At 62.9% G+C, this 25,646-nt stretch carries 27 protein-coding genes; 5 read left to right on the top strand and 22 right to left on the bottom strand.

The features are described from left to right. Positions 1–12 precede the first annotated feature (12 nt). The 8 genes from A9971_RS01580 to A9971_RS01545 form a co-directional block, all read right to left on the bottom strand. Entirely contained in the window at positions 13–267 is a 255-nt protein-coding gene (locus A9971_RS01580; protein ID WP_011060147.1) for a YkgJ family cysteine cluster protein, read from the bottom strand. A 170-nt stretch (positions 268–437) separates the two neighbouring features. Then, the gene (locus A9971_RS01575; RefSeq protein WP_183000929.1) at positions 438–938 is read right to left on the bottom strand and encodes a translation initiation factor 2; all 501 of its coding nucleotides are present in this window, start codon (positions 936–938) and stop codon (positions 438–440) included. Positions 939–1,015: 77 nt separating this feature from the next. Beyond that, on the bottom strand, positions 1,016–2,455 hold the full coding sequence (locus tag A9971_RS01570; RefSeq protein WP_011060145.1) for a PLP-dependent aminotransferase family protein: 1,440 nt from the start codon (positions 2,453–2,455) through the stop codon (positions 1,016–1,018). Positions 2,456–2,660: 205 nt separating this feature from the next. Beyond that, positions 2,661–3,473, bottom strand: coding sequence for an OmpA family protein (locus tag A9971_RS01565; RefSeq protein ID WP_011060144.1), 813 nt, complete (start codon positions 3,471–3,473; stop codon positions 2,661–2,663). Beyond that, positions 3,470–3,826: a DUF4398 domain-containing protein gene (locus A9971_RS01560; protein WP_011060143.1), complete on the bottom strand. Its 357-nt coding sequence runs from the start codon at positions 3,824–3,826 to the stop codon at positions 3,470–3,472. Before A9971_RS01560 ends, A9971_RS01565 begins: the two co-directional genes overlap by 4 nt. 9 nt (positions 3,827–3,835) lie before the next feature. Beyond that, a complete protein-coding gene (locus A9971_RS01555) occupies positions 3,836–4,660 on the bottom strand; it encodes an ABC transporter substrate-binding protein (protein WP_011060142.1) in 825 nt (274 codons plus the stop codon). Positions 4,661–4,741: 81 nt separating this feature from the next. After that, positions 4,742–5,671: an electron transfer flavoprotein subunit alpha/FixB family protein gene (locus tag A9971_RS01550; RefSeq protein ID WP_011060141.1), complete on the bottom strand. Its 930-nt coding sequence runs from the start codon at positions 5,669–5,671 to the stop codon at positions 4,742–4,744. 2 nt (positions 5,672–5,673) lie between these two features. Beyond that, positions 5,674–6,423 (bottom strand): electron transfer flavoprotein subunit beta/FixA family protein, encoded by a 750-nt coding sequence (locus A9971_RS01545; protein WP_015634720.1) that lies wholly within the window; start codon positions 6,421–6,423, stop codon positions 5,674–5,676. 549 nt (positions 6,424–6,972) lie between these two features. On the opposite strand from A9971_RS01545, the gene A9971_RS01540 reads away from it, so the two are divergent. After that, positions 6,973–8,637, top strand: a complete 1,665-nt coding sequence (locus A9971_RS01540) for an electron transfer flavoprotein-ubiquinone oxidoreductase (protein WP_011060139.1) — start codon at positions 6,973–6,975, stop codon at positions 8,635–8,637. Between the two features lie 170 nt (positions 8,638–8,807). Here A9971_RS01540 and A9971_RS01535 read toward each other — a convergent pair whose 3' ends face one another. Then, positions 8,808–9,698 (bottom strand): AraC family transcriptional regulator, encoded by an 891-nt coding sequence (locus A9971_RS01535; protein WP_011060138.1) that lies wholly within the window; start codon positions 9,696–9,698, stop codon positions 8,808–8,810. Positions 9,699–9,878: 180 nt separating this feature from the next. Here A9971_RS01535 and A9971_RS01530 point away from each other — a divergent pair, with 180 nt between their 5' ends. After that, a complete protein-coding gene (locus A9971_RS01530) occupies positions 9,879–10,931 on the top strand; it encodes an NAD(P)-dependent alcohol dehydrogenase (RefSeq protein ID WP_053157034.1) in 1,053 nt (350 codons plus the stop codon). A 92-nt stretch (positions 10,932–11,023) separates the two neighbouring features. Here the strand turns inward: A9971_RS01530 and A9971_RS01525 are convergent, their stop codons facing one another. After that, positions 11,024–11,503 (bottom strand): GNAT family N-acetyltransferase, encoded by a 480-nt coding sequence (locus tag A9971_RS01525; protein WP_053157030.1) that lies wholly within the window; start codon positions 11,501–11,503, stop codon positions 11,024–11,026. A gap of 211 nt (positions 11,504–11,714) precedes the next feature. Between A9971_RS01525 and A9971_RS01520 the strand changes: the two genes are divergently transcribed. The 3 genes from A9971_RS01520 (at position 11,715) to A9971_RS01510 (ending at position 13,777) form a co-directional block, all read left to right on the top strand. After that, positions 11,715–12,932 (top strand): MFS transporter, encoded by a 1,218-nt coding sequence (locus tag A9971_RS01520; RefSeq protein ID WP_015634718.1) that lies wholly within the window; start codon positions 11,715–11,717, stop codon positions 12,930–12,932. An 84-nt stretch (positions 12,933–13,016) separates the two neighbouring features. Next, positions 13,017–13,343 carry a hypothetical protein gene (locus tag A9971_RS01515; protein WP_011060134.1) on the top strand — a complete coding sequence of 109 codons (327 nt, stop codon included), beginning with the start codon at positions 13,017–13,019 and terminating at the stop codon, positions 13,341–13,343. A gap of 53 nt (positions 13,344–13,396) precedes the next feature. Next, positions 13,397–13,777: a Rho termination factor N-terminal domain-containing protein gene (locus A9971_RS01510; protein WP_015634717.1), complete on the top strand. Its 381-nt coding sequence runs from the start codon at positions 13,397–13,399 to the stop codon at positions 13,775–13,777. Positions 13,778–13,803: 26 nt separating this feature from the next. Here A9971_RS01510 and A9971_RS01505 read toward each other — a convergent pair whose 3' ends face one another. The 12 genes from A9971_RS01505 to mltG all read right to left on the bottom strand — a co-directional run bounded on the left by A9971_RS01505 (position 13,804) and on the right by mltG (position 25,645). Further along, the gene (locus A9971_RS01505; protein ID WP_015634716.1) at positions 13,804–14,724 is read right to left on the bottom strand and encodes a PfkB family carbohydrate kinase; all 921 of its coding nucleotides are present in this window, start codon (positions 14,722–14,724) and stop codon (positions 13,804–13,806) included. After that, positions 14,717–16,183, bottom strand: a complete 1,467-nt coding sequence (locus A9971_RS01500) for a cytosine permease (RefSeq protein WP_019094644.1) — start codon at positions 16,181–16,183, stop codon at positions 14,717–14,719. The genes A9971_RS01505 and A9971_RS01500 overlap by 8 nt, the downstream gene beginning before the upstream one ends. 141 nt (positions 16,184–16,324) lie before the next feature. Continuing rightward, on the bottom strand, positions 16,325–17,323 hold the full coding sequence (locus A9971_RS01495) for an ADP-ribosylglycohydrolase family protein (protein WP_183000748.1): 999 nt from the start codon (positions 17,321–17,323) through the stop codon (positions 16,325–16,327). Continuing rightward, positions 17,320–18,033 carry a GntR family transcriptional regulator gene (locus tag A9971_RS01490; RefSeq protein WP_011060129.1) on the bottom strand — a complete coding sequence of 238 codons (714 nt, stop codon included), beginning with the start codon at positions 18,031–18,033 and terminating at the stop codon, positions 17,320–17,322. The genes A9971_RS01495 and A9971_RS01490 overlap by 4 nt, the downstream gene beginning before the upstream one ends. Before the next feature lie 70 nt (positions 18,034–18,103). Continuing rightward, positions 18,104–18,667 (bottom strand): DUF1285 domain-containing protein, encoded by a 564-nt coding sequence (locus A9971_RS01485; protein WP_123473759.1) that lies wholly within the window; start codon positions 18,665–18,667, stop codon positions 18,104–18,106. Between the two features lie 22 nt (positions 18,668–18,689). Continuing rightward, entirely contained in the window at positions 18,690–19,292 is a 603-nt protein-coding gene (locus A9971_RS01480; RefSeq protein WP_011060127.1) for a DUF4823 domain-containing protein, read from the bottom strand. 100 nt (positions 19,293–19,392) lie between these two features. After that, positions 19,393–20,361 carry a GTP 3',8-cyclase MoaA gene (locus A9971_RS01475; RefSeq protein ID WP_011060126.1) on the bottom strand — a complete coding sequence of 323 codons (969 nt, stop codon included), beginning with the start codon at positions 20,359–20,361 and terminating at the stop codon, positions 19,393–19,395. Between the two features lie 139 nt (positions 20,362–20,500). Continuing rightward, positions 20,501–21,139 carry a TetR/AcrR family transcriptional regulator gene (locus A9971_RS01470; RefSeq protein WP_011060125.1) on the bottom strand — a complete coding sequence of 213 codons (639 nt, stop codon included), beginning with the start codon at positions 21,137–21,139 and terminating at the stop codon, positions 20,501–20,503. A gap of 811 nt (positions 21,140–21,950) precedes the next feature. Next, complete coding sequence (locus A9971_RS01465; RefSeq protein ID WP_183000747.1) at positions 21,951–22,736, bottom strand: TatD family hydrolase; 786 nt, start codon at positions 22,734–22,736, stop codon at positions 21,951–21,953. An 84-nt stretch (positions 22,737–22,820) separates the two neighbouring features. Next, complete coding sequence (locus tag A9971_RS01460) at positions 22,821–23,807, bottom strand: DNA polymerase III subunit delta' (RefSeq protein WP_183000746.1); 987 nt, start codon at positions 23,805–23,807, stop codon at positions 22,821–22,823. Beyond that, complete coding sequence (gene tmk, locus A9971_RS01455) at positions 23,800–24,432, bottom strand: dTMP kinase (protein WP_011060122.1); 633 nt, start codon at positions 24,430–24,432, stop codon at positions 23,800–23,802. The genes A9971_RS01460 and tmk overlap by 8 nt, the downstream gene beginning before the upstream one ends. 19 nt (positions 24,433–24,451) lie before the next feature. Then, positions 24,452–25,645, bottom strand: coding sequence for an endolytic transglycosylase MltG (mltG, locus tag A9971_RS01450; protein ID WP_183000745.1), 1,194 nt, complete (start codon positions 25,643–25,645; stop codon positions 24,452–24,454). Position 25,646 lies beyond the last annotated feature (1 nt).

Below are 25,646 nucleotides of genomic sequence, written 5' to 3'. Positions count from 1 at the left end.
ATTGAGAACACTCTATGCCGCGGTCACTTGTTCCCACCAGCCAATCAGGCGGATGGCTTCTTCGCGGCTTTCGCCACACACCTCGGGATCCGCCAGGAACGCCCCACACACCGCCGGCCGCTCCGGCAGGCCGAACAGCCCGCACAGGTGTTCGACAGAAAGATGCAGGCAACGTTCTCCCGCCGGCTTGCCCTGGGGCATTCCAGGAATCGGGGTGCTGATGGAAGGGGCGATGCAGCAGGCGCCACAACCTTCACGGCAGTTCATGAGGAAAAGCTCCTTGCGACAAGCAGAGTGTTGAATGACGCCCGCCAAGAGTAACCGCTAAAACAGCCGTTTAAAATTACTCAAAGAACGGATTTGACGCACAACCGTGCGTGACTGATCAGTCTCCGACAAAGTGTCGAGCCAACCCGTCACAGAAGAGGATGAAGAATTTACTGCTTGAACTCGAAATCCAGGGCCGCGCCTTCGATATCCCGACGTTCCTCGTTGCGCAGCTGCAATTGCATTTCATTGCTGAGCAAGCGGCCGTTGAGCTGGAACGGGCTGCTTTCCTTGGGCTTCTCGCCAAACATCTGCGGCAGCAGCGGCTCGCGCTTGGGTAGCGGCACACTGCCCACCGGCTGCAGGTGCTTGACCATTTCCGGCGGCAGGCTCAAGTCCACCTTGGCACTGGGTAACGGCGTCTTGATGTCCTGATAGGCCCATTTGGACTTGGGCTTGGCGGGCGCCTTCTTGGCCGCGGACTTGCTCTTGCTGGCACTGGCCGAAGGCTTGGCCTTGTTGGCCGGAGCCTTCTTGGCAGGGGCCGCCTTAGTGGCATGGGCCGCCCCGGCAGCCGGCTTGTCCTGGGAGGAAGCCGCCTGGACAGGAGCCACGAAGGCGGTTCCCAACAGACAGACACTTAACCAGAGGGCAGGTAGAAAGGCTTTCATGAAAGACAGGTAGATCGACAAAAGGTCCTCTATGCTCGCTTGTTGCAGGCCCCATGACAAGCACAGGGCCACACTGATTAAAATCCGCCCGCCGCCTCCTGGCACAACTGGCTGGCAAGCATTCCCAAAGTCATCAGGGCCCGCTCGGCCTCGCGATTCCAGGGCGTACCGCAGTTGAGCCGCACACAGTGGTTGAACTGCTCGGTGTTGCTGAAGATCAGCCCCGGGGCGATGCTGATGCCCTGCTGCAAGGCTCGCACATGAAGCTCCTGGGTGTTGACCCGCCCCGGCAGGCTGACCCAGAGAATGAAGCCCCCGTTGGGCCGGGTGATCTGCGTGCCCTCAGGGAAGTACTGCTGCACCGCCAGCTGAAAGGCGCTGAGATTCTTCCGGTATTCCTGGCGGATGTACCGTAAATGCCGGTCATAACCGCCGTTTTCCAGGTAGGCCGCAACCCCCATCTGGGTGACGCTGCACGCAGAATGGGTGCTGAAGGTCTGCAGGCGCTGGATCTCCTGCTGGTACTTGCCGGCAATCATCCAGCCGATGCGCACGCCGGGAGACAGGGTCTTGGAGAAGCTCGAACAGTAGATCACCCGATCCAGGCGGTCATAGGCCTTGAGGGCCTTGGTACGCCCCACCTCGAACATCAACTCGCCATAGATATCATCCTCGACCACCTGGATATCGAAATCCGATGCCAGGCGCAGCAACTGCTTCTGCCGCTCCTCAGGCATGGTGCCGCCCAGGGGATTGCTCAGGCGTGTGGTCAGCACCAGGGCCTTGATCGACCATTGGTTGGCCGCCAGTTGCAGGGCTTCCAGGCTCATGCCGGTGGACGGATCACTGGGAATCTCGATGACCTTGAGCCCCAGCAAGTCCGCCAGTTGCAGCAGGCCGTAGTAGGTCGGCGACTCCGCAGCAATCAGGTCCCCGGGCCGGGTCAGTACCCGCAATGACATCTGCAGGGCATCGACGCAGCCGTGGGTGATCACCACTTCCGACGGGTCGACCACCACCCCGGCATCGCGCATGCGAATGGCCACCTGACGCCGCAGTGGCTCGAAGCCCGGGCTGAACATGTAACTGAATGCCCGGGGGCTGTGAAACCGGGTGACCTTGGCCAACTGCTGGTGCAGTGCCCGCACTGGCAGATAGTCAACGCTGGGCACTGCGGCCCCCAACGGAAACACACCTTCGCGACGGGACTCCACCAGCACCTGCTGAATGATGCTGCTGCGGGTCACCAGCCCCGGGCGCTCGACCCGGGCGATATCCGGCGTGGGCGCGGTCAGCGCCGGCGTCTGGTGCACGTAGTAGCCCGACTGCGGGCGCGCGCGAATCAGCCCCTGGTCTTCGAGGTTGGCATAGGCCTGGAGTACCGTGGCGTGGCTGACATTGAGTTGCGAGCTCATCTTGCGTACCGACGGTACGCGCTCCCCCGGCTGGTAGACACCACGGCGAATATCCTCAGCCAGTTGCTGAGCGATACGTTGATAGAGCAAGAGATTGGTCATGGCGCAGCACTCGATTTCACGGCGTTTTATTCTTGTGTGAAACAATACCGGCACAGTTTAGAAGTGTACTGGGACAGTTTCTACAATAGTCGAGGACACGGGGCAGTGAAAAGCATAACTGTAGGGTTTTTGTGAACCTCTTGGCAGGCATAAAAAAACCCGACGCGGGCCAGGCGTCGGGTTTTTCCGTGGCACTGGCGCAGCTTCAGCGAGAAGCGCCCAACTGGCCTTTTTCGTCGGAGAACACGATCTCTACCCGACGGTTCTGCGCCCTTCCCCGCTCAGAAGCATTGGCCTCCACCGGATAGTCGTCGCCATAGCCTTCGACCTGGATGCGTTTTTCATCGATGCCCAGGTCCACCAGCACATCCGCCACGGCTTGGGCGCGGTCCTTGGACAACTGCAGATTGCTCTGGCGCTCGCCGGTGTTGTCGGTGTAACCCTCGATGCGCACCACGCGCTTGGGGTTCAACTGGAGGAACTGCACCACCTTGAGCACAGTGCGGTTCGCCGAGTTCTTCAGTTCCGCTTCGCCGGTATCGAACAGCACATCCCCCAGAGTCATCACCAGACCGCGATCGGTCTGGGTGGTGGCCAGGCTGATGATCTGTTCTTCCAGCCATTTGCCCTGCTGCTGCACGCTGAGCAACTTGGCTTCACGCAGGGCCAGTTGCAGGCGCTGGCGCTCCAGCTCGAGCTTGGCCGCACGCTCGTTGTTGAGTGCCTGTTCGGTATGCTCACGGGCGATTTCGCTGTAGCGCCGACTCAGGTAGGCGTAATGCTCCACATCGCCACCGCTGCCCCAATAGGTGGAGAGGCGATCGGCACGTGCCAGGGACTCCCCGGCACGGATCACGTCCTTGGGCGCGATACGCAGCACGTTGGAGTCTTCCTTGACCTTCTGGAAGTCGTTACTGGCCTGCTGCAGGGCTTCTTCGCTGTGCTGGCCAGCGCAGCCATAGAGACCGGCGCATGCCAGGAGCACTGCACTGCCGATGATCCGGGTAGACAGATTCATTGGGCATCTCCCAGTTGCTTGCGCAGGCGAGTGATGCGGGTATTGAGTGCATTCACCTGTTCCTGGCTCTTGCGGGTCAGGACCTTGGCTTCGGCCAGGCGCGCATCCAGTTCGGCCTGTTCGGCGCGCATCCGCGCTTTCTTGTAGGACTCATCCTGCATGTTGCCCTGCGCCCGGGAGAACTTGTCTTCGGCCAGTTTCAACTCGGGCATGTCCTCGGCAGAAGCCCCCACGGCCTTGGCCTGCTCCAGCGTCTGCGCGGTGAGGCGCATCTGCTCGATGGGCGCCGGATCGGTTGCACAACCCGCCAGGGCGAGAACAGCCATGGCGGCGAAAAGAGGTCGAATAGTCACACAAGATTCCTACTGTTTTGGGCTGCTGACGGGTTGCTGCAACTGGGCCTTCCAGCGCTCCAGATTGCGCTGCAGCAAGGTCTCCGTCAGACCGGACGCGGGCAATTCTGTCATCTTTTTGGCCAACTGTCCGCGCAACCATGGGTCATTGCAGGCGGAGTTATGGGACAGCGCAAGGAACAGCCCCGGTTTGTCGATGGGCTGGGGAAACGCCGCCAGATCCGCCGTCATGCCCAGGGTCTGGGCCATGGCCATGCCTGCGTAGCGAGGCGCCAGCACATAGTCCACCTCCCCCAGGAGCAAGGTCTGGAAGACCTGGGTCAGATTCGGCAGGCGCTTGAGTTGCAGATGCTCCTTGGCCATGGCGACAAAGGGCTGAGTCAGTCGGGCCTTTTCCGACACGGCGCCCGGATGGCCTGCCAGGTCTCCCGGCTGGGTGTAGCTGAGGGTCGAATCCTTGCGGGTCCAGACCAGATAGTCGTTCTGCACCAGCGCCGGGTGGATGTAGTCCAGCGATTCCAGCTCATTGAGGGTCAGCGGTGCATCGGCGAGCAGGTCCATGCGCCCGGTGCGTACCTCGTCCAGCGCCTCGGAGCGCTTGCCGGCATACAGCACCTCGACCTTCAGCCCCAGTTCCCCGGCCACCTGCTGCAGCAGGTCGGCGCTGGCACCCATCAGGTGCTTGGGGTCCTGAGGGTCACGCCACAGGTAAGGCGGTGCATCGGGGCTGCCAGTGACCACCAGACGCTCGCACTTGCCCGCCGCCATCGACAACGATGGCAACAACGTCAGGCCCAACAGCACTGGCCAGCCACTCATGCGGCGCAGATCCATGGCGAAACCCTCCCCCGGCAAAAAACACACATAAAAAAACCCGGCCAAAAGGCCGGGCTCTTTATAAGTGAAGACGCCGGATTAGACCAGCTTCTCCAACTCAGGTACGGCTTCGAACAAGTCCGCGACCAGGCCGTAGTCGGCTACCTGGAAGATTGGCGCTTCTTCGTCCTTGTTGATCGCGACGATCACTTTGGAGTCCTTCATGCCCGCCAGGTGCTGGATCGCGCCGGAGATACCGACGGCGATGTACAGCTGTGGCGCAACGATCTTGCCGGTCTGGCCGACCTGCATGTCGTTGGGCACAAAACCTGCGTCCACCGCAGCGCGGGACGCGCCGACAGCAGCGCCCAGCTTGTCGGCCAGGGCATACAGGTGCTTGAAGTTGTCGCCGTTCTGCATGCCGCGGCCGCCGGAAACGACGATCTTGGCTGCGGTCAGTTCAGGGCGATCGGACTTGGCCAGTTCTTCGCCAACGAAGCTCGACTTGCCGGCATCGTGAGCGGCGCCCACGGTTTCGACTGCAGCCGAACCACCTTCAGCGGCAACGGCGTCGAAGCCGGTGGCACGCACGGTGATGACTTTTACGGCAGCCGAGGACTGCACGGTAGCGATGGCGTTACCGGCATAGATCGGACGCTTGAAGGTATCAGCGCTTTCTACCGAGATGATTTCGGAGATCTGGTCTACGTCCAGCTGAGCGGCAACCCGCGGCAGGATGTTTTTGCCGTTGGAAGTAGCGGCTGCCAGGATGTGGCTGTAGCCAGCGCCCAGTTCGGCCACCAGCGGCGCAACGTTTTCCGGCAGTTGGTGAGCGTAGGCGGCGTTGTCGGCCACCAGCACTTTGGCCACGCCAGCGATCTTGGCCGCGGCTTCAGCCACGGCGCCAACGCCCTGGCCGGCTACCAGTACATGCACGTCACCACCGATTTTGGCGGCGGCGGCAACGGTGTTCAGGGTGGCCGGAGCCAGCGCCTTGTTATCGTGTTCGGCGATTACCAAGATAGTCATGATCAGATTACCTTCGCTTCGTTTTTCAGTTTCTCGACCAGTTCAGCCACCGACTTGACCTTGATGCCCGCGCTGCGTGCAGCCGGCGCTTCGACTTTCAGGGTCTTGTTGGTGGAGGCGGTGGAAACGCCCAAAGCATCAGGAGTCAGCGTTTCAAGCGGCTTCTTCTTGGCTTTCATGATGTTTGGCAGAGACGCGTAGCGCGGCTCGTTCAAACGCAGGTCGGTGGTGACGATGGCTGGCAGGTTCAGCGCAACGGTCTGCAGGCCGCCGTCGATTTCACGGGTGACGTTGACCTTGTCGCCGGACACTTCGACCTTGGAGGCGAAGGTGCCTTGAGCGTAGCCGCTCAGGGCTGCCAGCATCTGGCCGGTCTGGTTGTTGTCGCTATCGATGGCCTGTTTGCCGAGGATCACCAGCTGTGGCTGTTCCTTGTCGACCACGGCCTTGAGCAGCTTGGCCACGGCCAGGGAGTTCAACTCTTCAGCGGACTCGACGAGGATCGCGCGATCGGCACCCAGTGCCAGGGCGGTACGCAGTTGCTCTTGAGCAGTAGCAGGACCGATGGAGACGACGACGATTTCAGTCGCTACACCTTTCTCTTTCAGGCGTACGGCTTCTTCCACTGCGATTTCGCAGAAAGGGTTCATCGACATCTTGACGTTGGCGAGGTCGACGCCGGAGTTGTCCGCTTTGACGCGAACCTTGACGTTATAGTCGACCACTCGTTTGACAGCTACAAGAACCTTCATGGATTCCTCGTTACTCTCCGGTGAAAAGAAAGTCGCCTAGGCGAGAACCTGGCGGTTGATGCTCATCGGCACAAGGGCACCTCCAAAAACGCTGGCGCACAAAAAGGTTGACCTTGCTCACGGGGTGATGACCGTTCGTCAGTGGTGACCGACGAGTCATTCATTATCGCGGCGTGTAGACTGCGCACTTTCAAGTTGCGCGCGCGTCACCTTTACTGCCTTTGCCCTGTCTTTAGAGGTGCTCTTGAAACCAACAGTCAGCCTACGGCGAGCGCAAAACCGACCGTATCTTGACCGGAACGCCTTTTCCGGTCAATACGGCAAAATAGCCGTTTATAAGCCGCGCTTCTTTGATTTATCTGGGCTGCGGCAAATTCAAACAAACGTTTGTATTGGACGCTGAGAGTGGTGTAGATATAATGCGCCGCCCAGAGAGAAAGGTCGGCCGTCCTCCCCTTCTCCCCCCCATGCGCGATGGGAGAAAGCGGGGATGCAACGCCAAACCTCCAATTAGAAAAAACCGTTGAGCCTTTAGTAGGAGATAGCCTAGTGGAACGCGAATACATGGAATTCGACGTGGTCATCGTCGGTGCCGGCCCCGCAGGCTTGTCCGCCGCTTGCCGCCTTAAGCAGAAGGCCGCTGAAGCCGGGAAGGAAATCAGCGTCTGCGTGGTTGAAAAAGGCTCCGAAGTCGGTGCTCACATCCTTTCCGGTGCCGTGTTCGAACCACGGGCCCTGAATGAATTGTTCCCGGACTGGAAGGAACTGGGCGCCCCGCTCAATACCCCGGTCACCCGCGACGACATCTATGTCCTGCGCAGCGGCGAAACCTCCACCAAGGTTCCAGACTTCTTTGTGCCCAAGACCATGCACAACGAAGGCAACTACATCATTTCCCTGGGCAATCTGTGCCGCTGGCTGGCCCAGCAGGCCGAGAACCTGGGCGTGGAAATCTACCCGGGCTTTGCCGCCCAGGAAGCCCTGATCGACGAAAACGGCGTAGTCCGCGGGATTCTTACCGGCGACATGGGTGTCGACCGTGAAGGCCAGCCGAAAGAGGGCATGTACACCCCCGGCATGGAACTGCGCGGCAAATACACCCTGTTCGCCGAAGGCTGCCGTGGCCATATCGGCAAGCAACTGATCAAGCAGTTCAACCTGGACAGCGACGCCGACGCCCAGCACTACGGCATCGGCCTCAAGGAAATCTGGGAAATCGACCCGGCCAAGCACCAGCCTGGCCTGGTGGTGCACACCGCCGGCTGGCCGCTGGATATCATGAGCAACGAGAACACTGGCGGCTCCTTCCTCTATCACCTGGAAAACAACCAGGTAGTAGTGGGCCTGATCGTCGACCTGTCCTACGCCAACACTTACCTGTCGCCGTTCGACGAGTTCCAGCGCCTCAAGCATCACCCGGTGCTCAAGCAGTACCTGGAAGGCGGCAAGCGCGTCAGCTACGGCGCTCGCGCCATCTGCAAGGGCGGCCTGAACTCGCTGCCGAAGATGGTGTTCAAGGGTGGCGCGCTGATCGGCTGCGACCTGGGCACCCTGAACTTCGCCAAGATCAAGGGCAGCCACACCGCCATGAAGTCCGGCATGCTGGCCGCCGATGCGGTAGCCGACTCGCTGTTCGCCGGCTCCGAAGGAGCCGACGAACTCAAGAGCTACGTCGATTCGTTCAAGGCCAGCTGGCTGTATGAAGAGCTGTTCGCCAGCCGCAACTTCGGCCCGGCCATGCACAAGTTCGGCCCGATCATCGGCGCGGGCTTCAACTGGATGGACCAGAATATCTTCGGCGGCAAACTGCCGTTCACCCTGCACGACACCAAGCCGGACTACGCCTGCCTGAAGCTGGCCAAGGACTGCGTGAAGATCGACTATCCGAAACCCGACGGCAAACTCAGCTTCGACAAGTTGAGCTCGGTGTTCATCTCCGGCACCAACCATGAAGAAGAACAGCCTTGCCACCTGAAGCTGACCGACCCGAGCATCCCGCTGAGCCGCAACCTGCCGCTGTACGACGAACCTGCCCAGCGTTACTGCCCGGCCGGCGTGTATGAGGTGATCACCCAGGAAGATGGCGAGAAGCGCTTCCAGATCAACGCGCAGAACTGCGTGCACTGCAAGACTTGCGACATCAAGGACCCGGCCCAGAACATTACCTGGGTCACTCCGGAAGGCGCCGGCGGCCCGACTTACCCGAACATGTAAGCCGGTGCGATAAAAGAAGGCCCCCTTTATGGGGGCCTTTTTCATGCCCGGGATTCAGCGACACCGCCATCTGTAGGAGCCGGCTTGCCGGCGAAGAGCCCCCCCAAGCCTTGCTCCGACCCAAGGGCGCATTCGCTGGCAAGCCAGCTCCTACAAGGGGGGCGATGTTTTCAAGCGGCGCGTTCTTCGCCCGGGTTGCGTTCGAAGTAGCGCTTGTACTCGCGGCTGAACTGCGAAGTGCTTTGATACCCCACCCGATGAGCCACCTGGGCCACGCCCAGCCCCTCTCCCAGCAGCAACTGCTGGGCCTTGAGCAGGCGCAGGCGCTTGAGGTACTGCACCGGCGACAGCAGGGTGCTGCGCTTGAAATGCTCGTGGAAGGTCGAGGTGCTCATGTTGGCGCAGCGGGCCAGGGTCTCGACGTTCAACGGCTCGGTGTAGTGCTCGTGCAGGTGATTGAGCGAAGCCGCAACCCGGGCGAACTGCCCCTGCTGCTCCACCAGCGCCCGCAGCGCATCGGCCTGAGGCCCGCGTAAAGCGGCAAAGAGCAACTCGCGCACCCGTGAAGGGCCCATGACCTTGCACTCCAGAGGATCGTGCAGGCAGCGCAACAGGCGTTCCACGCAACCACGCATGGCGTCGTCGAGCACAGCCGAGGTCATCGACTCCAGGGTCTGCGCCGAAGCCGCCCGGCCTTCGGTGACGCCCATGGCCAGCACCAGCTCGCTCAATACCGCCCGGTCGATGGCGATGGAAACCCCCAGCAGCGGCGCATCGGGCAAGGCGAAGGTTTCGCACTCGAAGGGCACCGACAGGGCCTGGATCAGGTAATGCCCGGCACCGTATTCCAGGGTTCGCGTGCCCAGGTAGGCCAGCTTGCTGCCCTGGGCAATGATCATCAGGCTCGGCTCATAGATCTGTGGGCCCCGCGCCACGTCGCAACTGGCCCGCAGCACCTGGACCCCGGGCAAGGCGGTGGCAACGAAACCGTCACGGCTGGCAAGGGGCTGGATCAGCGAGACCAGGGTGGCGTTGGCGTCCAGATGGCGGGTCAGCAGCATGGGGAAAACTTCACGGAAAAAGGGACGAAAACATCATCGCAGGTCTGTACGCCAATGCCGCGTGAAAACCGCCAATGCCGGAGGAATAGGCATGACATGCCGAGGAATCGCCATGGTTGGCCCAGGGCCCGACGCCGAGAATGCCACGCCTCAATTGTCAATGCTTTTGCGAGGTCCACCATGTACACCGCCATCGGTTATGCCGCCCAATCGGCCACCACTCCCCTCGCCCCCATGAGCTTCGAGCGCCGCAGTCCGCGTGCGGACGACGTCGCCATCGAGATCCTCTACTGCGGCGTCTGCCACTCCGATATCCACCAGGCCCGCAACGAGTGGGGCATCGCCGTGTACCCGCTGATGCCGGGCCACGAGATCGTCGGCAAGGTCACAGCCGTCGGCGCCAACGTCAGCAAGCACAAGGTCGGCGACCTGGTGGGCGTCGGTTGCATGGTGGATTCCTGCCGCCACTGCGAGGCCTGCGCCGCCGACCTGGAGCAATACTGCCTGCAAGGCCCGACCATGACCTACGCCACCCCGGACCGGGTCGATGGCAGCAACACCATGGGCGGCTACTCCGACAGCATCGTGGTCAGCGAGCACTTTGTGGTGCGCATTCCGGAGAAACTCGACTTGGCCAGCGCCGCGCCAATCCTCTGCGCCGGCATTACCACCTACTCGCCACTCAAGCATTACGGGGTCAAGCCCGGTGACAAGGTAGGGATTCTCGGCATGGGCGGCCTGGGCCACATGGGCATCAAGTTCGCCAAGGCCCTGGGCGCCGAAGTGACCCTGTTCACCCGCTCCGCGAGCAAGGCCGAAGAAGCCCGCCGCCAGGGTGCCGACCATGTGATCGTATCCACCGACGCGGCGCAGATGCAGTCGGTGGCCGGGCACTTCGACTTTCTCCTGGACACCATCCCGGTGCCCCACGACCTCAACCCCTACCTCGACACCCTGCGCTTCGATGGCGTGCATATCCTGGTGGGCCTGATCGAACCGGTGGACCCGGCGCTGCACGCCGGCAAGCTGGTGATGAGCCGCCGGGTGCTGGCCGGCTCGCTGATCGGCGGCATTGCCGAGACCCAGGAAGTGCTGGACTTCTGCGCCGAGCACGGCATCACCTGCGATATCGAAATGCTCGACATCCGCCAGATCAATCAAGCCTACGAGCGCATGATCAAGGGTGATGTGAAGTACCGCTTCGTGATCGACATGGCGACCTTGAAAGGCTGATTCTCGACACCGTCAAAGCATGGCTGGTCGCCGGGGGCGCCGATGGCGTGCGCCTTCGCCGGCACGCCGGCTCCTCCACGAGCCAGCGGAGGTCAGCCGCGAGCAAAGGCGCGCAGCACTTCGCCATCCATGCGGTACTTGACCCATTCCTCCTGAGGCTGGGCGCCCAGGGACTTGTAGAACTGGATCGCCGGCTCGTTCCACTCCAGCACGCTCCATTCGAAGCGCCCGCAATCATTGTCACAGGCGATCTGCGCCAGATGCCGCAGCAGTTGCTTGCCCGCCCCGCCGCCCCGTTGTTCCGGAGTGATGTAAAGGTCCTCCAGGTACAGGCAGTTGCTGCCCAGCCAAGTGGAATAACTGAAGAAGAACACCGCAAAGCCGATCGGCACGCCTTCGCGCAGGCAGATCAGGCCATGGGCCGTGGCCCCCTCGCTGAACAGGCTGCGTTCGATATCGGCGACGCCGGCGATCACTTCATGGCGGGCCCGCTCGTAATCGGCAAGTTCGGTGATGAACGCAAGAATCTGCGGGGCATCGCTGGGCAGTGCAGGACGGATTTCTACGGTCATCGACGGCTCTCTTGTTGGAATCAGGCGGCCATATTAGAACGGCAGCAGAAATACATGCACGACCATTTATGCCAAGCCCCCCGGCCCAGCTCCTTGCGCACGGCACTTACTCCGCTGCCGACTAACCCTGAGGCCTGCAGGAACACAACAAACACCAGGAGGCGCCATGTTAGAAAGCCCGACATGACTTCAAGCATAAAGAGGCACTTTCATGTCGGCGTGCACCCCGCAGCAGTCCCGGGTCTCGGCCCCGTTATTCGGCCTGTTCTGCCTGGGCAGCTACCTGCTGTCGCTGTCCTACGGCTCGACCTTTCTCCTGTCGCTGCTGATCGGCAGCCGTGGCGGCAATGAACACGATGCCGGCACGGTGATTTCCACAGCCATGCTCAGCACCTTTGTTGCGGTGATCGGCTCCGGGCACCTCTCGGACCGCCTCGGCGCCGCGCGCTCGGTGGCAGTGTTCGGCTGCCTACTGGCGGTGGCCAGCCTGGGCTTTGCCCTGACCCCGGGGGTCGGCCCCGGCCTGCTGTTCTTCGGCCTGACCCTGGGCCTGGGCTGGGGGGTGTTCTATACCCTGGGGCCGATCATCGTGGCGATGCTGGTGGAGCCTGCGCAACGGGCCCGCTACTTCGCATTGCTGTCGGGCAGCATGATGACCGGCATCGGCTCCGGCCCCTTGCTGGGGCGCCTGGCCAGTGCCCTGGGCTACCCACTGACCAGCGCCTTTCTGATCGCCGCCGGTGCCAGCCTGCTGGGTGTGCTGATCTTCTGGCGGCTGGGCGGCCGGCTGCGCCAGCAGGCCAACCACCTGGGCACCGCGGCGGCTAGCATCACCTGGGCTGGCACCGCGCAGGTGCTGTCCTCCCGCGCCGTCTGGCCGATTCTCATGGTGGGCCTGGGAGGTTGCGTATTCGGCGGCCTGTCGAGCTTCCAGACCAGCTACGGCCCCTCCCGCGGCGTCGACTACTCGCTGTTCTTCCTCGGCTTCATGAGCGCCGCCATCGCCAGCCGCCTGCTGATCGCCGGGATCGTGGTCAAGCGCGATCCCTATCGTGCTGCCTGCCTCCTCTCGGGGCTGATGCTGGTGTCGATCCTGCTCTTTTTATTTGCTGTCGACAGCAGCGCCAGCTACCTGCTGGCTGCCGTGACCCTGGGGGTGGGCTATGGCCTGACCTACTCGGTGATCAATGGCCTGGCGGCCAACGAAGCACCAGCCGGCTGCACCTCCCAGGCGTTGCTGCTGTTCAGCCTGTCGTACTTCATCGGAGTCTTCGGTTTTCCCTGGCTGGCCGGGCGGATCATCGTCGAAGCCGGCATCCAGGCGCTGCTGTTCACGGTGCTCGGCGTGGCGTTGCTGAACTGGCTGATCAGCCTTGGCCGCCTGGGCTGGCGGCGCCTGGGCCACTGGCGTATGGCAGCCGGTGCATAACACCGTTCGTCGATCATCAGGCACCAACCGGCCCCGGCAGCGGACCAATATCAGGTAACGACTCTAACGAATGGAGGCGACACCATGATCAAGGTCCAACTCTGCGCCCTGGCCCTGGCCGGACTGCTGTCCACTGCTGCCCTGGCCGGCGCCACCGGCCCGACCAACCCGGTTGAAGGCCCGAAATCCCCGGCCACCCAGGGCACGCCGAAGATCAACATCAACCCACCGGCCATGGACGAAGGCTCATTGCCACCGGCGACCGGGACCGACCCGCGCATTCAGGGCAACGACAACGGCCGCCAGGGCGGTGTCGGCACCATGGACTCCAGCACACCCGACAGTGGCAAGACCGGTACCGGCTCGAAAACCACCACCGGCGGCTCAGGTTCTGAAGGCAGCAGCCAGTAACCGCCGGTTCAATCCAGCAGGCCCTGTGCGCCAGGGCCTTGAGGAGAGATGTCATGACTCGAGGAAGCAAAGCCAAATACACCCTGGCCCAGCGCCGCAAGGCCGCGGCCATCGAAGCCAGCTACGAAGAACGCGGGCTCTCGCCGGAGCAGGCCGAAGCACGGGCCTGGGCCACGGTGAACAAGCAGTCCGGCGGCGGTGAACGGGCGGGCGGCTCCGGTCGGGACAAAAGCCCGGCAGACAAGGCCCGGGCCCGCAGCGAGTCGGCCCGACGCGCGGTGGCTACGCGCCACGGGCATGCCCGCAACAGCGCGGCGTCCCTGGGCACCCAGAGCAAGGTCAGCCTGATGCGCGAAGCTCGGGCGAAGAAGATTCCGGGACGCTCGCGCATGCGCAAGCAGGAGCTGATCGAAGCCCTGAGCAAGGCCGGCTGACCGGCGGCCAGTTGCTCGCCGCTGACTCAGCCGCGCGCCAGCAAGGCATCCACTTCGGCACTGCCCGGAGCGGTGGCCGGGCCACGCCGGGTGACGGCAATCGCCGCCGCGGCGTTGGCCCTACGAGCCGCCATCAGCGGCTCAAGGCCCGCTGCGAGCCCGGCGACCAAGACCCCGGCGTGGGCATCACCGGCACCGTTGCTGTCCACCGCCTCCACCTTGAACCCCGGCACCTGCACCGCCTGCCCCTGGCGGCTGACCCAACAGCCGCGGGGGCCATCACGCAGCACCAGCAACGCCGCAGGTGACAACCAGCTTTCGAGCTGCGCCAGCGCCTGGGCAATCTGCGAAGTACCGGTCAATTGCAATGCCTCGGCGCGGTTGCTGCTCCAGATGTCGATCCGCGGCAACAGCGCCGCCATCAAGGGTGAATCTGCCGAACCGGCCAACGGCCCCGGGTCGAACATCAATGGGATCGAACGAGGCAGCGCCAGCAACCAGTCCAACAGGGCCCGTGCCTTGCACTCCTGCAACAGGCTGTAGCCGCTGACATAGAGGTAATCCCCCGCCTCCACCCGGACCCGGGCCAGATCCTCGGCCGACAATTCGCCCTCGGCGCCGATATGGGAAATGAAGGTGCGTTCAGCAGAGGCTTCGGTCAGGGCCACGCACAGACCGGTATCAGCCCCCCTGCCGGGCTCCAGGCTCATCTGTATGCCTTCGCCCTGCATCGCCGCCCGCGCCAGGTCGCCAAAGCGCCCCTGCCCGTGGCGCCCGAGGTAGACCACCGGCAACCCGTTGCGCGCCGCGGCGGCCATCACGTTGAAGCCGCCACCGGCCTCGAAGCCCGCAGATTGCGCGAGCACATCGCCTCCGGAGGCCGGCAGGCGCTCTACCGCCATCACCAGGTCGACTATCACCTGGCCGGTGTGCAGCAACCTAGGCATTGGCGTTCTCGACAAAGGCCGCGCGCCGGTCCCGGGCACCGCCCAGTAGAGCGTAACCGCCGCCGGCCACCAGGAAGGTGACGATCCAGCCCAGGCCGTTATGCCCCAGCCAGGAATCTGCCAGGGGCCCGGTGAACCAGACGTCTTCGGCAGTGGTGCCGATGGTGGTGAAACCGAAGCCCAGCACAATCGCCAGCACCCAGGCGCCAAAGGCTCGCCATTCGATGCCGCCCCGGTACCAGTAGGCGCTGCTCGGGCCGACGTTGAGCAGATCATCGGCGCTGTAGTGATGACGATGGATCAGGTCCACCACGAAGATTCCTACCCAGGCGGTGATCGGCACCGCCAGCAGGGAGATGAAGCTGATGAAAGGGCCATAGAAGCTGTCGGCAATCAGCATGAAATAGATCGAGCCGAGGAAGATCGCCACGATATCCACCAGCACCGCATAGACCCGCTTGACCTTGAGGCCCAGGGTCAGCGCGGTGAGGCCGGCGGAATACACAGAGAGGTTGTTGGACAGCAGCAGGCCGCCAAAGGCCGCGACCAGGTAGGGCACCGCCATCCAGGTCGGCAGCATGTCGCGGATCGCGATGATCGGGTCCACTGCCGAGGCCAGGTGGTCGTTGCCCACCGACAGCAACCCGCCCAGGGTAATCAGCAACACCAGCGGAATGCCGGCGCCAAACGCCGCCGAAGCCACCAGGCGCCCGGCCGTTACCGAACGGTGCTGATAACGCGACATATCGGCCCCGGAACTGGCCCAGCCAATCCCGGTCCCGGCGGCCATGGTGCCGACGCCGATGATCATCGCGCTCATGGGGGCCGGCGCGGCATTGAAGACCGCCGCCCAGTCGATGGTGGCGCAGAGGAAACCGCCCACCAGCACGTTCAGGGCACCAAAGCCGTAGGTGGCCCACTTCTGGATGACCAGCAAGGTGGCGTGGCCCAGGCCGGAGACGCTCAGGGTCATCAGCACGAAGATGCCGATGAACAGCAGGGTCAGCAGCGGCGCATCCTTAGCCGAGGCCGGGGTCTGGAACAGGATCGAGCTCAGGGACAGCAGGACAAAGGCCGCCGTGGTGGTATTGACCGTCTCCCAGCCAACCCGTGACAGCATCGACACCAGGGTCGGGCCGATATTGCCCCGCACCCCGAAGATTGCCCGGGACAGGGTCAGGCTCGGCGCCCGCCCGCGCCGGCCGGCTACCGAGATCAGGCCGACCACGGCGAAAGACCCCACCGACCCCAGGATGGCCACCAGCAGCACCTGCCAGATCGACAAACCGCGAAACGCCACCAGAGTCGCCCCCAGGGGCAGGCCGAGAATACTGATGTTGGCCGCGAACCAGACCCAGAACAGCTGCAGCGGGTGCCCGTCGCACTCTGCCTCGGGAACCGGCTCGATACCGCGGGTCTCCAGTTGCCCGGCGCCTGATCCGGCCGTGGATGAACTCATGATAAAACTCCTGTTGCCGTTGTTAGGGGTATTGGGCAATTTCGGAAGTCACAGAACATCCCGGCATTCCTGGCCGTGTCATAGCTTTCCATAGCGATCGGCAACATGGCCGCACACCGCGGCCTGTACCTTAAAGGCGGCTCAACGCAGCGCCAGCAGCTGTTCCACCAGAGGCTGCAGGTCCAGCTCATTGACCTTTCGCACCTGCTCGATCAGTTCGCCAGGCCAGATCTCCATCCCCAGGCAAGCGCCGAGCATGGCACCGAGAATCGCCGCGATAGTGTCGGTGTCGCCCCCAAGGCCCGCGGCCATGCACAGTGCCTCGAAGGCCGGCAATTGCCCCAGGGCCACTTGTCGGGCCAGGGCGAAACTCACCACCACCGACTCCTGGGAAGCCACCGAGGTGCCGATCAGCTCGTAGAGCATCCGCGCAAAACCTTCCCGGTCGCCGTCGACACGCAGGGTGCTGGTCCAGTCCAAGCAAGCACCGATGGTGGCACCCGCTACCCAGTGCCCCTGGGCCTGGGCCTGGCGGGCGACCTGCACACCAAGTGCCAAGGCTTCGGCCAGAGGCAGGCCGTTGATTCCGGCGGACACCACCGCCGCCACCGCCGCCGCGCTGGCAATCCCCAGGCTGGTGTTGTGCGTCACCTGGCAGGCCTCGACCACTGCCTGCAGAAAGGTCTCGGGCCGAGCCACATCGGCGGCGATGCCCACCGGCGTGATGCGCATGGCAGCGCCATTGGTGGTGCCATAGCGGCCCGCCTCCTCCACGGACTCCCCGGCGAGGATCATTTCAATGGCGCGTTTGGTGGAAGGTCCCAGCAGATCCTGGGAACCCTTGGCCTGCATCTGCGCCTCCCACTCGATCAGGCTCTGGGCCAGGGCCGCCGGAGCGATCCGGCCTTGCCCCCGGACCAACAGGCGAGCCACCAGGATCGCCTGCTCAGTATCGTCGGTAACGGAGCCCCGGGGCATGTTCGCGGCAATCGGCTGGTCCGGGCCGGCGTCCTCCAGGGCGCGGATGACGCCGAAGCGCTGCTGGATCTGTTCCCGGCTCAAGGATTGGGTCGGCATGCCCAGCGCATCGCCCAGGGCTAGCCCGTAGAAGGCGCCCAGGGCGCGCTGCAATGCATTCACCGCGGCTCTCCGAACTGCAGGTGCATGCGAAAATGCTGCGGGTCCAGCAGGCTTTCGACCTGCTCCATAAAGCGCCCCTGGCGGTCGTAGGTGGTACGCAGGGCCTTGAGGAAGACTTCGCCCGGAGCACGTCCGAGCAATTGGGCATCTTCAGCATTCAAGGGCTCGGCGCCGATCCACTGATCGCCGCGCTCACCGATATAGCCGTAGGCGGCCAGGGTAATGGTCAGGGAATCATCGATCAGGCCGACCCGAGGCAGGCCTTCCAGCTCGCCGGAAGCCGGGATCAGAGAGCGCTCCAAGGACAGCACCCGGCCATCGGTGCTGCGGCGCCGGCGATCGAGGGCGATGAACTGGTCGGTGCCCAGGCGATGCTTGAGGTCCGGGCGCTGGATCGCCTCCAGGCGCAGCACCTCGGTGTTGACCAGCGCACCGCTGTCGGCCAGGGCCTGGGCCCAGCCATGATGCTGATCCAGGGCAACACCGTCGAAGGTGACGATGGAGCCTACGCCGCTTTGCGTGGCGATGTAGTTGCGCCGCTTGAGCTCGGCCAGGGCCTCGCGCAAGGTGCCACGGCTGACACCGAATTCTTCGGCCAACTGATGCTCGCCCGGCAGTTGAAAGCCGTCCTCCAACAGGCCGCTTTCAATACGCCGGATCAACTCGTCGACCACCCTTGTTTTCTTATCGAATCGGACATGTTTGATCATGTCCGGCTTGATACATGAAAGGCCCGAGCCAGAGCAAGAAATATCTTCTTACAGCCGTCTGAAACGCCCGTCAGGGTTCAAGACCAATGGGAAAGAACACCCCGCAACTCCACACCCCCAGCCAATTCTGGCCGTCGATCTGGCGGGTCTGCGCCAGCTCCACCAGTTGGTAGAAGACGTTGCGATGGATCAGCGCTTCAAGATTGTGTCGAACCAGGATGTAAGGCGCCGGTTCCTGGGTCAGGGAGTCGATCACCACCCGCAGCGGGTGCTCGTCATTGGCGACCACCTGCTCCTCGACGTTGGTAGAAAAGCGCAGCACCTGAGCCTCGCCCTGCCCTTCGACCTCCAGGGTCACGGCGACGAAGGGTGCGTCATCGACCTTGATGCCGACCTTCTCCACCGGAGTGATGAGGAAATAGTCATCGCCATCGCGGCGAATGATGGTGGAGAACAGCTTGACCATGGGTTTGCGGCCGATCGGCGTACCCAGGTAATACCAGGTGCCGTCGCGGGCGATGCGCATGTCGATATCGCCGCAGAAGTCGGGGTTCCACAGGTGGACCGGCGGCAGGCCTTTTTCAGCCTTGGGAATCTGCGCCAACAGGTCGTTGGCCTTGCCTGGACCACTCATACCGCTCTCCTCCCTCAATCAATCAGTCGCTCAGGCCCAGCAGGCCGCGCGCGTATTGCTGCAACGGCGGACCAAGCAGATCCTGTGGCTTGTTGTCGTGGAACGTCAGTAAACCGCCACGGCTGCGAATCCGCGCGGAATCGATCAGGTACTGGGTACTGGTTTCGATCAACATGATCTGGATGGTACTGGTATCCACCCCCAGGCGGTCCACGGCTTCCTGATCCAGCCACTCGTCAGAGTTACCGATACGGTCATCGGCCTTGGCGAAACGGGCGTAGAGCAGATAGTGCGCCCCCGCTTCCCGGGCTTCGGCCATGGCTTCATTCAGGCCCTCGGGCGCCTTGGCCCGACGCACCATGGGGAAATACTCGACAAAGCCGTTGAAGGCTTCCTCGGCTACCACGTTGGGCCGCGGATAAGCGCCACCCGGCGGTACGAAATGCCCCTGGGCAATGAAAATGAACGAATCCGGCTGAATGCGGAACGAGCTGGTGCGGCGTGTATCACTGTGATCGAGCACCCCCGCATCACTCAGGTGATAGCGCACCCCTTCGCCCATATCACTGACATTCATGCAGCCGCCGAGTGCCAAAAAGGCCAGCAGCAAAACCAGGCTACGCATCCTACCCTCCAAAATCCGGTGACGGAAAACCGGCGAATGGCCACGGGATGCAGCTTCCGCGCCAGCTCCGCCAAGGAAGGGAATTCGTCGGCAAAGCGCCTCAGCCGCCAATGATCTTCATCACCGTGGCACCACCGGAAAAGGCCAGCTCCTGCTTGTCCCCCAAGGCCTTGACCAGCAGCCGCTGCAAGGCCGGCAGAGCCTGATGGCGCGGCTTGTCCAGCAGGTCGCCGACATAGTGACGATTGCTCGAAGAAAGGCAGCCGTGCAGCCAGCCCGTGGAGGACAGCCGCAAACGCGAGCAGGTGCGGCAGAACGGCACGCTTTCGTTGGCGATCACGCCGAAATGACCGTGCCCGGGAATGGCGTAGCGCACCGCGGTAGCATCCACCGGCGCATCGGCCTGAAGGTATTCGTAGCGCTGGCCGATCAGGTCCAGCAACTGTTGCAGGCTGACAAACTGCTGCAGGAAAGCGTTGCCATCATTGGCCAGGTGGCCCATGCGCATCAGCTCGATGAAACGCAGCTCGTAACCCCGTTCCAGGCAGTAATCCAGCAACGGCATCACCTGATCCAGGTTCTGCCCGCGCAACGGCACCATGTTGACCTTGATCTTCAAACCGGCACTGCGGGCTTGCTGCATGCCATCGAGCACCGTGGCCAGGTCGCCGCCACGGGCAATGCTGCGAAAAGCCGTCGCATCCAGGGTATCGAGGGAAACGTTGATCCGGCGGATACCGGCCTCCACCAGCAACGGCAGCTTGCGCGCAAGCAATTGGCCATTGGTGGTCAGGCTGATGTCGTCCAGCCCCATGCGCCCCACCGCGCCCATGAAGGCTTCCAGCTTGGGACTGACCAGGGGTTCGCCACCGGTGATGCGCAAGCGCTCGATGCCCGCCGCTTCCATCAGGTACGCCACGCCGCGAGCCATTGCCTCGGCCGACAACTCGTCCTGGGCAGCCACCAGCCGCTTGCCGTTGGGCACGCAGTAGGTACAGGCGTAGTTGCAGGCAGACGTCAGACTGATCCGCAAGTTGCGAAAGCGCCTGCCTTGACGATCAACGATCATGGATGACTCCGGCGTAGGAAGGGAGAACCGGGCAAAACCTGACCCAAAAATCAGGTTTTGGCAAGTCCCATGCCTGAGTATATTCCTCGGACACTGCGCCATACAGTTTGTCGATGGCGCAATACAGCGGCTGAATGCCTTAGCTGTTCGAGGTGTCGGGGTCGCGCTTGCGCTTGTTGCCCATGCGCACACCGATGTCCATCAGGAACTGGAAGAAGCCTTCCTGATCTTCCAGCACATTGCTCCAGAACGGCGAGTGGTACAGCGCAACCGCACCATGCACCAGCGCCCACGAGGCACAGTAGTGGAAGTATGGCGGCACGTCTTCAAGCTTGCCTTCACTGATGCGACCCTTGATCAGCAGGGTCAGGCGCTCGAAGTTGGACGCGCGGATCTTGTGCAGTTCCTCGACCATCTCCGGCACCTGGTTGCCCTTGACCACCTTCTCTTCCAGGCGGTCGAACAACCGATAGCGCTGCGGGTCACGCATGCGGAATTCGAAGTAGGCCCGGGACAGGGCTTCCTTGTCCTTGTCGACGTCGGCCGAGTGCAGCAGCTCGTTCAGGTCGCGCTCGTAGTCGAGCATCAGGCGCAGGTAGATCTCCGCCTTGGACTTGAAATGCTTATAGATGGTCCCTTTGCCGATACCCACGGCATCCGCAATCATCTCGACGGTGACACTGTCTTCACCTTGTTCGAGGAACAGCTTGAGCGCGGTATCGAGAATTTCTTGCTCGCGGCGACGAAACTCACGGACCTTACGAGGTTCTTTCTGCATAAGAAAAGGTCTGTTCGGGGTCAAAATCGAAGCCGCGTATTATGCCTAACTTGCGCCAAAATGCACGGATCATCCATCGTTGCTGGTGTTTCTGGCGCAAAAGCCGCCCCGTCAGAACCTTCCAGACAGGCGCCAAAAGCCAGGGAAATCCCGTGAATACGGGGCCGGGCCAGGGTTCAAATAGCAAACTTCCACAGCCGCCAAGCTCCGGATCAGACCGCGAAGTCTGGTTTTTCCCGCACCCAGCACCCTGGATTGCCCCACGCCCTGCGTGCGACGCAAAGGCCTCGATAAGTCGCAATTCCATCATTGCCCGGCTGATTCGTCGCTCAGCGGGGGCCAATGCAACTGCCGTCCCACAGCATCAGAGAAGCCCTAGAAGAGCGGAAGAATAATCCGAAAGTATCGATGGCGTTGATAACTGCCAGCCGGGCAGGTACAGCAAACTGCAACAGATTATGTAGGCAACTTTCAGGAAAGTTCGGCTATTTTTAGTCTTATCGGCTAAAAATCAGGTGATATTCAGCGATCGAGTCGAAAACTGCGATACAGGCAACCCAAATGAGAACTCAAGCGAAGCGCGCGTATTCCAAATTTGTTTAAAAAACGAGCAGGGGCAACTGGACTGAATGCAATAGTGATCAATACTTCAACTGTCGGCGGGACATCTCCCCCAAGTGAAACGCCGATCAAGGTACCGAAGGACCGCGTGCCTTAGTTTTACTCCTAATGGTCTTAACCCGGATTCACCCCCCAGAACCCGGGTTTTTTTTGCCCGCAATTCAGCGCCAGTGCACCGTGCGACCCAGGCTCAGCCCTTGACCCGCGCCAAGGGGAACAGCCGCTTGAAGTTGGCCGTGGTCTGCTGGGCAAAGGCTTCATAGCTTTCGCCCCGCAGCATCGCCAGGAACTCCGCCACCTCGCGCACGTACTGCGGCAGGTTGGGCTTGCCACGATGGGGGATCGGCGCCAGGTAAGGCGAATCGGTCTCCACCAGCAGGCGGTCGGCCGGCACCTGTCGGGCCACGTCCCGCAGGGCATCGGCATTGCGGAAGGTGACAATCCCCGAGAGGGAAATATAGAAACCCAGGTCCAGGGCCGCCTTGGCCATTTCCCAGTCTTCGGTGAAGCAATGCAGCACACCGGCATTGGGCAATGCCGCCTCGCGCAGCAGTGCCAGGGTGTCGGCGCGGGCGCCGCGGGTGTGCACCACCACCGGTTTGCCGGTCTGCTGGGCGGCCTGCAGGTGCAGGCGGAAGGATTCCTGCTGCAGCTCGGCGGCTTCCGGCTCGTAGTGATAGTCCAGGCCAGTCTCGCCAATGGCCACTACCCGGGGGTGATTCAGTTCATCCAGCAGCCAGTCCAGGGCCGGCGCTGCGCCGGGCTGCACATCCAGCGGATGCACGCCCACCGAGCAGTCGACATCGTCATAACGATCGGCCAGGGCCTTGACGTCCGCCGCGTTGTCGGCGCTGACACCGATGCACAGGAAGTGCCCTACCCCCCGCTGGCGGGCGGCAGCCAGCGCAGCATCCAGGGAGCCGCCATGAGCGGCGAGATCGAGGCGGTCAAGGTGGCAATGGGAATCTACGAGCATAGGAGGCTACAACTACATCCGATCAATGAAAGGCCCGGGTTGTGGCGCCCGGGCGGAAACAACGCTGAGTCTAGGCGCTGCGGGTCAATTCTGGGTAGGCAAGGCCGCCCACTGCACCAGCAAGGCTTCCAGCAACAGCACGCGGTTGAGGTTGGCCTTGCTCAGGACCTTCTGGCGCTGGGCCAGGATCCAGTCCTGGATGTTCAGCACCTTGGCCTGGGCGGACTTCTGCGCCAGGTATTGCAGCACCTTGCGCATGTCTTGCAGGCCCAGTCCCTGCTCATCCTGGGTCAGTTGATAGCGCAGGACCAGGTTCGACCAGTCGCAGAACCAGTCGAACAGCAGCAACAAGGGAATGGCACTCCAGGATTCGGCCAGTTGCGTGGGCGACTGCTGCTGTTTCAGCAGCTTCTTCACCCCTTCCACCACTTGCGCCCGCTGCTCGCGAACACCCTGGGCCTGCAGGCTGACCGCTGCCAGCGGCGAACCGGCAGCCAGGGTCAAGAGCTCCACCCGCTCCTCCTCGGAGCAATCAGGCAGGGCCTGGGCCAGCCACTCAAGGCTCATGGCCTCGCTGGGCAGCGGGCAGGCCTGCTGCACGCAACGGCTCTTGATCGTGGGCAACAACCGGCTGGGCTGGTGGCTTACCAGCAACAGCACAGTGTTGCCGGAAGGCTCCTCGAGACTCTTGAGCAGGGCGTTGGCGGCGTTGATATTCATCGACTCTACCGGCTCGATCAGCACCACCTTGCGCCCCCCCAACTGGGCGGTCTGGACCACGAAGCTCACCAGTTCGCGGACCTGGTCGACCTTGATCGCCTTGTCCGCTTCCTCCGGCTCCAGCACGTAGTTGTCCGGGTGGCTGCCGGCCAGCAGCAACAGGCAGGACTTGCATTGACCACAGGCGCCCAGGCCTTCCGGGCGCTGGCACAGCAAGCGCGCCATCAGCCGCTCGGCCAGGGCCCGCTTGCCGATACCCGCTGGGCCATGCAACAGGTAGGCATGGGCATGCTGGGTACGCCCCGCCAATTGCTGCCAGAGGCTGTCCTGCCAGGGGAAGACTTCAGCCACGGGCGCGCTCCAGCAATTGCGGCAACAAGCTGTCCAGGGACTGCTGGACCTGGGCCAGGGGCTGCGCCGCATCCACCAGCACATAACGCTGCGGCGCCGCTGCGGCGCGGGCCAGGAAGGCTTCGCGAACCTTCTGGAAGAAGGCCTGGCCTTCCTGCTCGAAGCGATCCAGCCGGCCACGAGCACTGGCTCGCGCCAGGCCGACATCCACCGGCAGGTCGAAGACCAGGGTCAGGTCGGGGCGCAACTCGCCCTGGACGAAATCCTCCAGCGCAGCAATGCGCGCAAGGCTCAGGCCGCGGCCCGCGCCCTGGTAGGCGTAGGTGGAGTCGGTGAAACGGTCGCACAGCACCACCGCACCGCGCTCCAGGGCCGGGCGAATCACCGTTGCCAGGTGCTGGGCACGCGCGGCGAACACCAGCAACAGCTCGGTATCGGCATTCATGACCTCTTCCACCGGGGTCAGCAGTACATCGCGAATCCGCTCGGCCAGCGGCGTGCCACCAGGTTCACGGGTCAACAGCACCTCGATCCCCGCAGCGCGCAGGCGCTCGGCGAGGTACTCGCGATTGGTGCTTTTGCCCGCGCCTTCCGGGCCTTCCAGGGTAATAAACAAGCCAGTCACGGGCAGTCCTTAATCAATGTCATTGCGGGCTTTTCGCCGCGGGCACAGGCTCGGCAGGAGCCGGAGTCGCAGCCGGCTCGGGCGCAGCTTGCGGGGCGCTTGCCGGAGCCGTCTCCGGGCCAGGGGATGCAGGCGTCTCCGGTGCCGGACCTGCCGCTTCGGGAACCGCTGGCGTGGCGGCTGGGGCCGGGCTGGAACGGTAGTCGGCGCGACGCTTGAGCTGAAACTCGCGCACCGCGCTGTTGTGGGCATCCAGGTCATCGGAGAACACATGGCTGCCGTCGCCCCGCGCGACAAAATACAGGCTCTTGCCGGGCACCGGGTTGAGGGCGGCGTGGATCGCCTCGCGTCCGACCATGGCGATCGGCGTCGGCGGCAGGCCGGCAATCACGTAGGTGTTATAGGGCGTGGCTTCCTTGAGATGAGCCCGGGTCAACTTGCCGGTGTAACGCTCACCGAGGCCGTAGATCACCGTAGGATCGGTCTGCAGCAGCATGCCAATCTGCATGCGACGCACGAACACGCCTGCGATCTGCCCACGCTCCTGGGGTACGCCGGTTTCCTTCTCCACCAGCGAGGCCATGATCAGCGCCTGATAAGGATCGCTGTAAGGCGCATCGTCGGCACGCTTGCTCCACTCCTTGGCCAGCACATCGTCCAGGCGGTCGTAGGCTTTTTCCAGGAGCTCGGCGTCGGTCATGCCCCGAACGAAACGATAGGTGTCAGGGAAGAAACGCCCTTCAGGGAAAACCCCGGGATGCCCGAGCTTTTCCATCACCTGGCTGTCGCTGAGCCCCGTCAGGGTCTGCTGCAATTTTTCGCTCTTGGCCAGGGCGCTGCGTACCTGGCGGAAATTCCAGCCTTCCACCAGGGTCAGGCTGTACTGCACCACCTCACCGCGCTGCCAGAGGCCGATCAGGCCTTCGGCGGTCATGCCTGGGGTCATGCGGTACTCGCCGCTGTGCAGAGGCTGGCCCGCCATATTGAAGCGCCAGTACAGGCGCAGCCAGAAGGCATCATCGAGCACACCCTCGGCTTGCAGACGATTGAAGGTGCCGGTGGGCGTCGAGCCGGCGGGAACATCGAGCAACTGTTCCTGGCTCAGGTTAAGCGGTTGTTCCAGGGCCGAGTGCAGTTTCCAGGCACTCGCACCCAACAGCAGTCCTGCCAGGACCAGTCCGGTTTCCAGCAGGAGCAGTAATTTACGTCTCACG

The organism is Pseudomonas sp. UME65, assembly GCF_014170225.1.
Lineage (GTDB): Bacteria > Pseudomonadota > Gammaproteobacteria > Pseudomonadales > Pseudomonadaceae > Aquipseudomonas > Aquipseudomonas protegens.
Note: the sequence above shows the minus strand (reverse complement) of the source record. Positions and strands in the feature narration are given on the sequence as shown.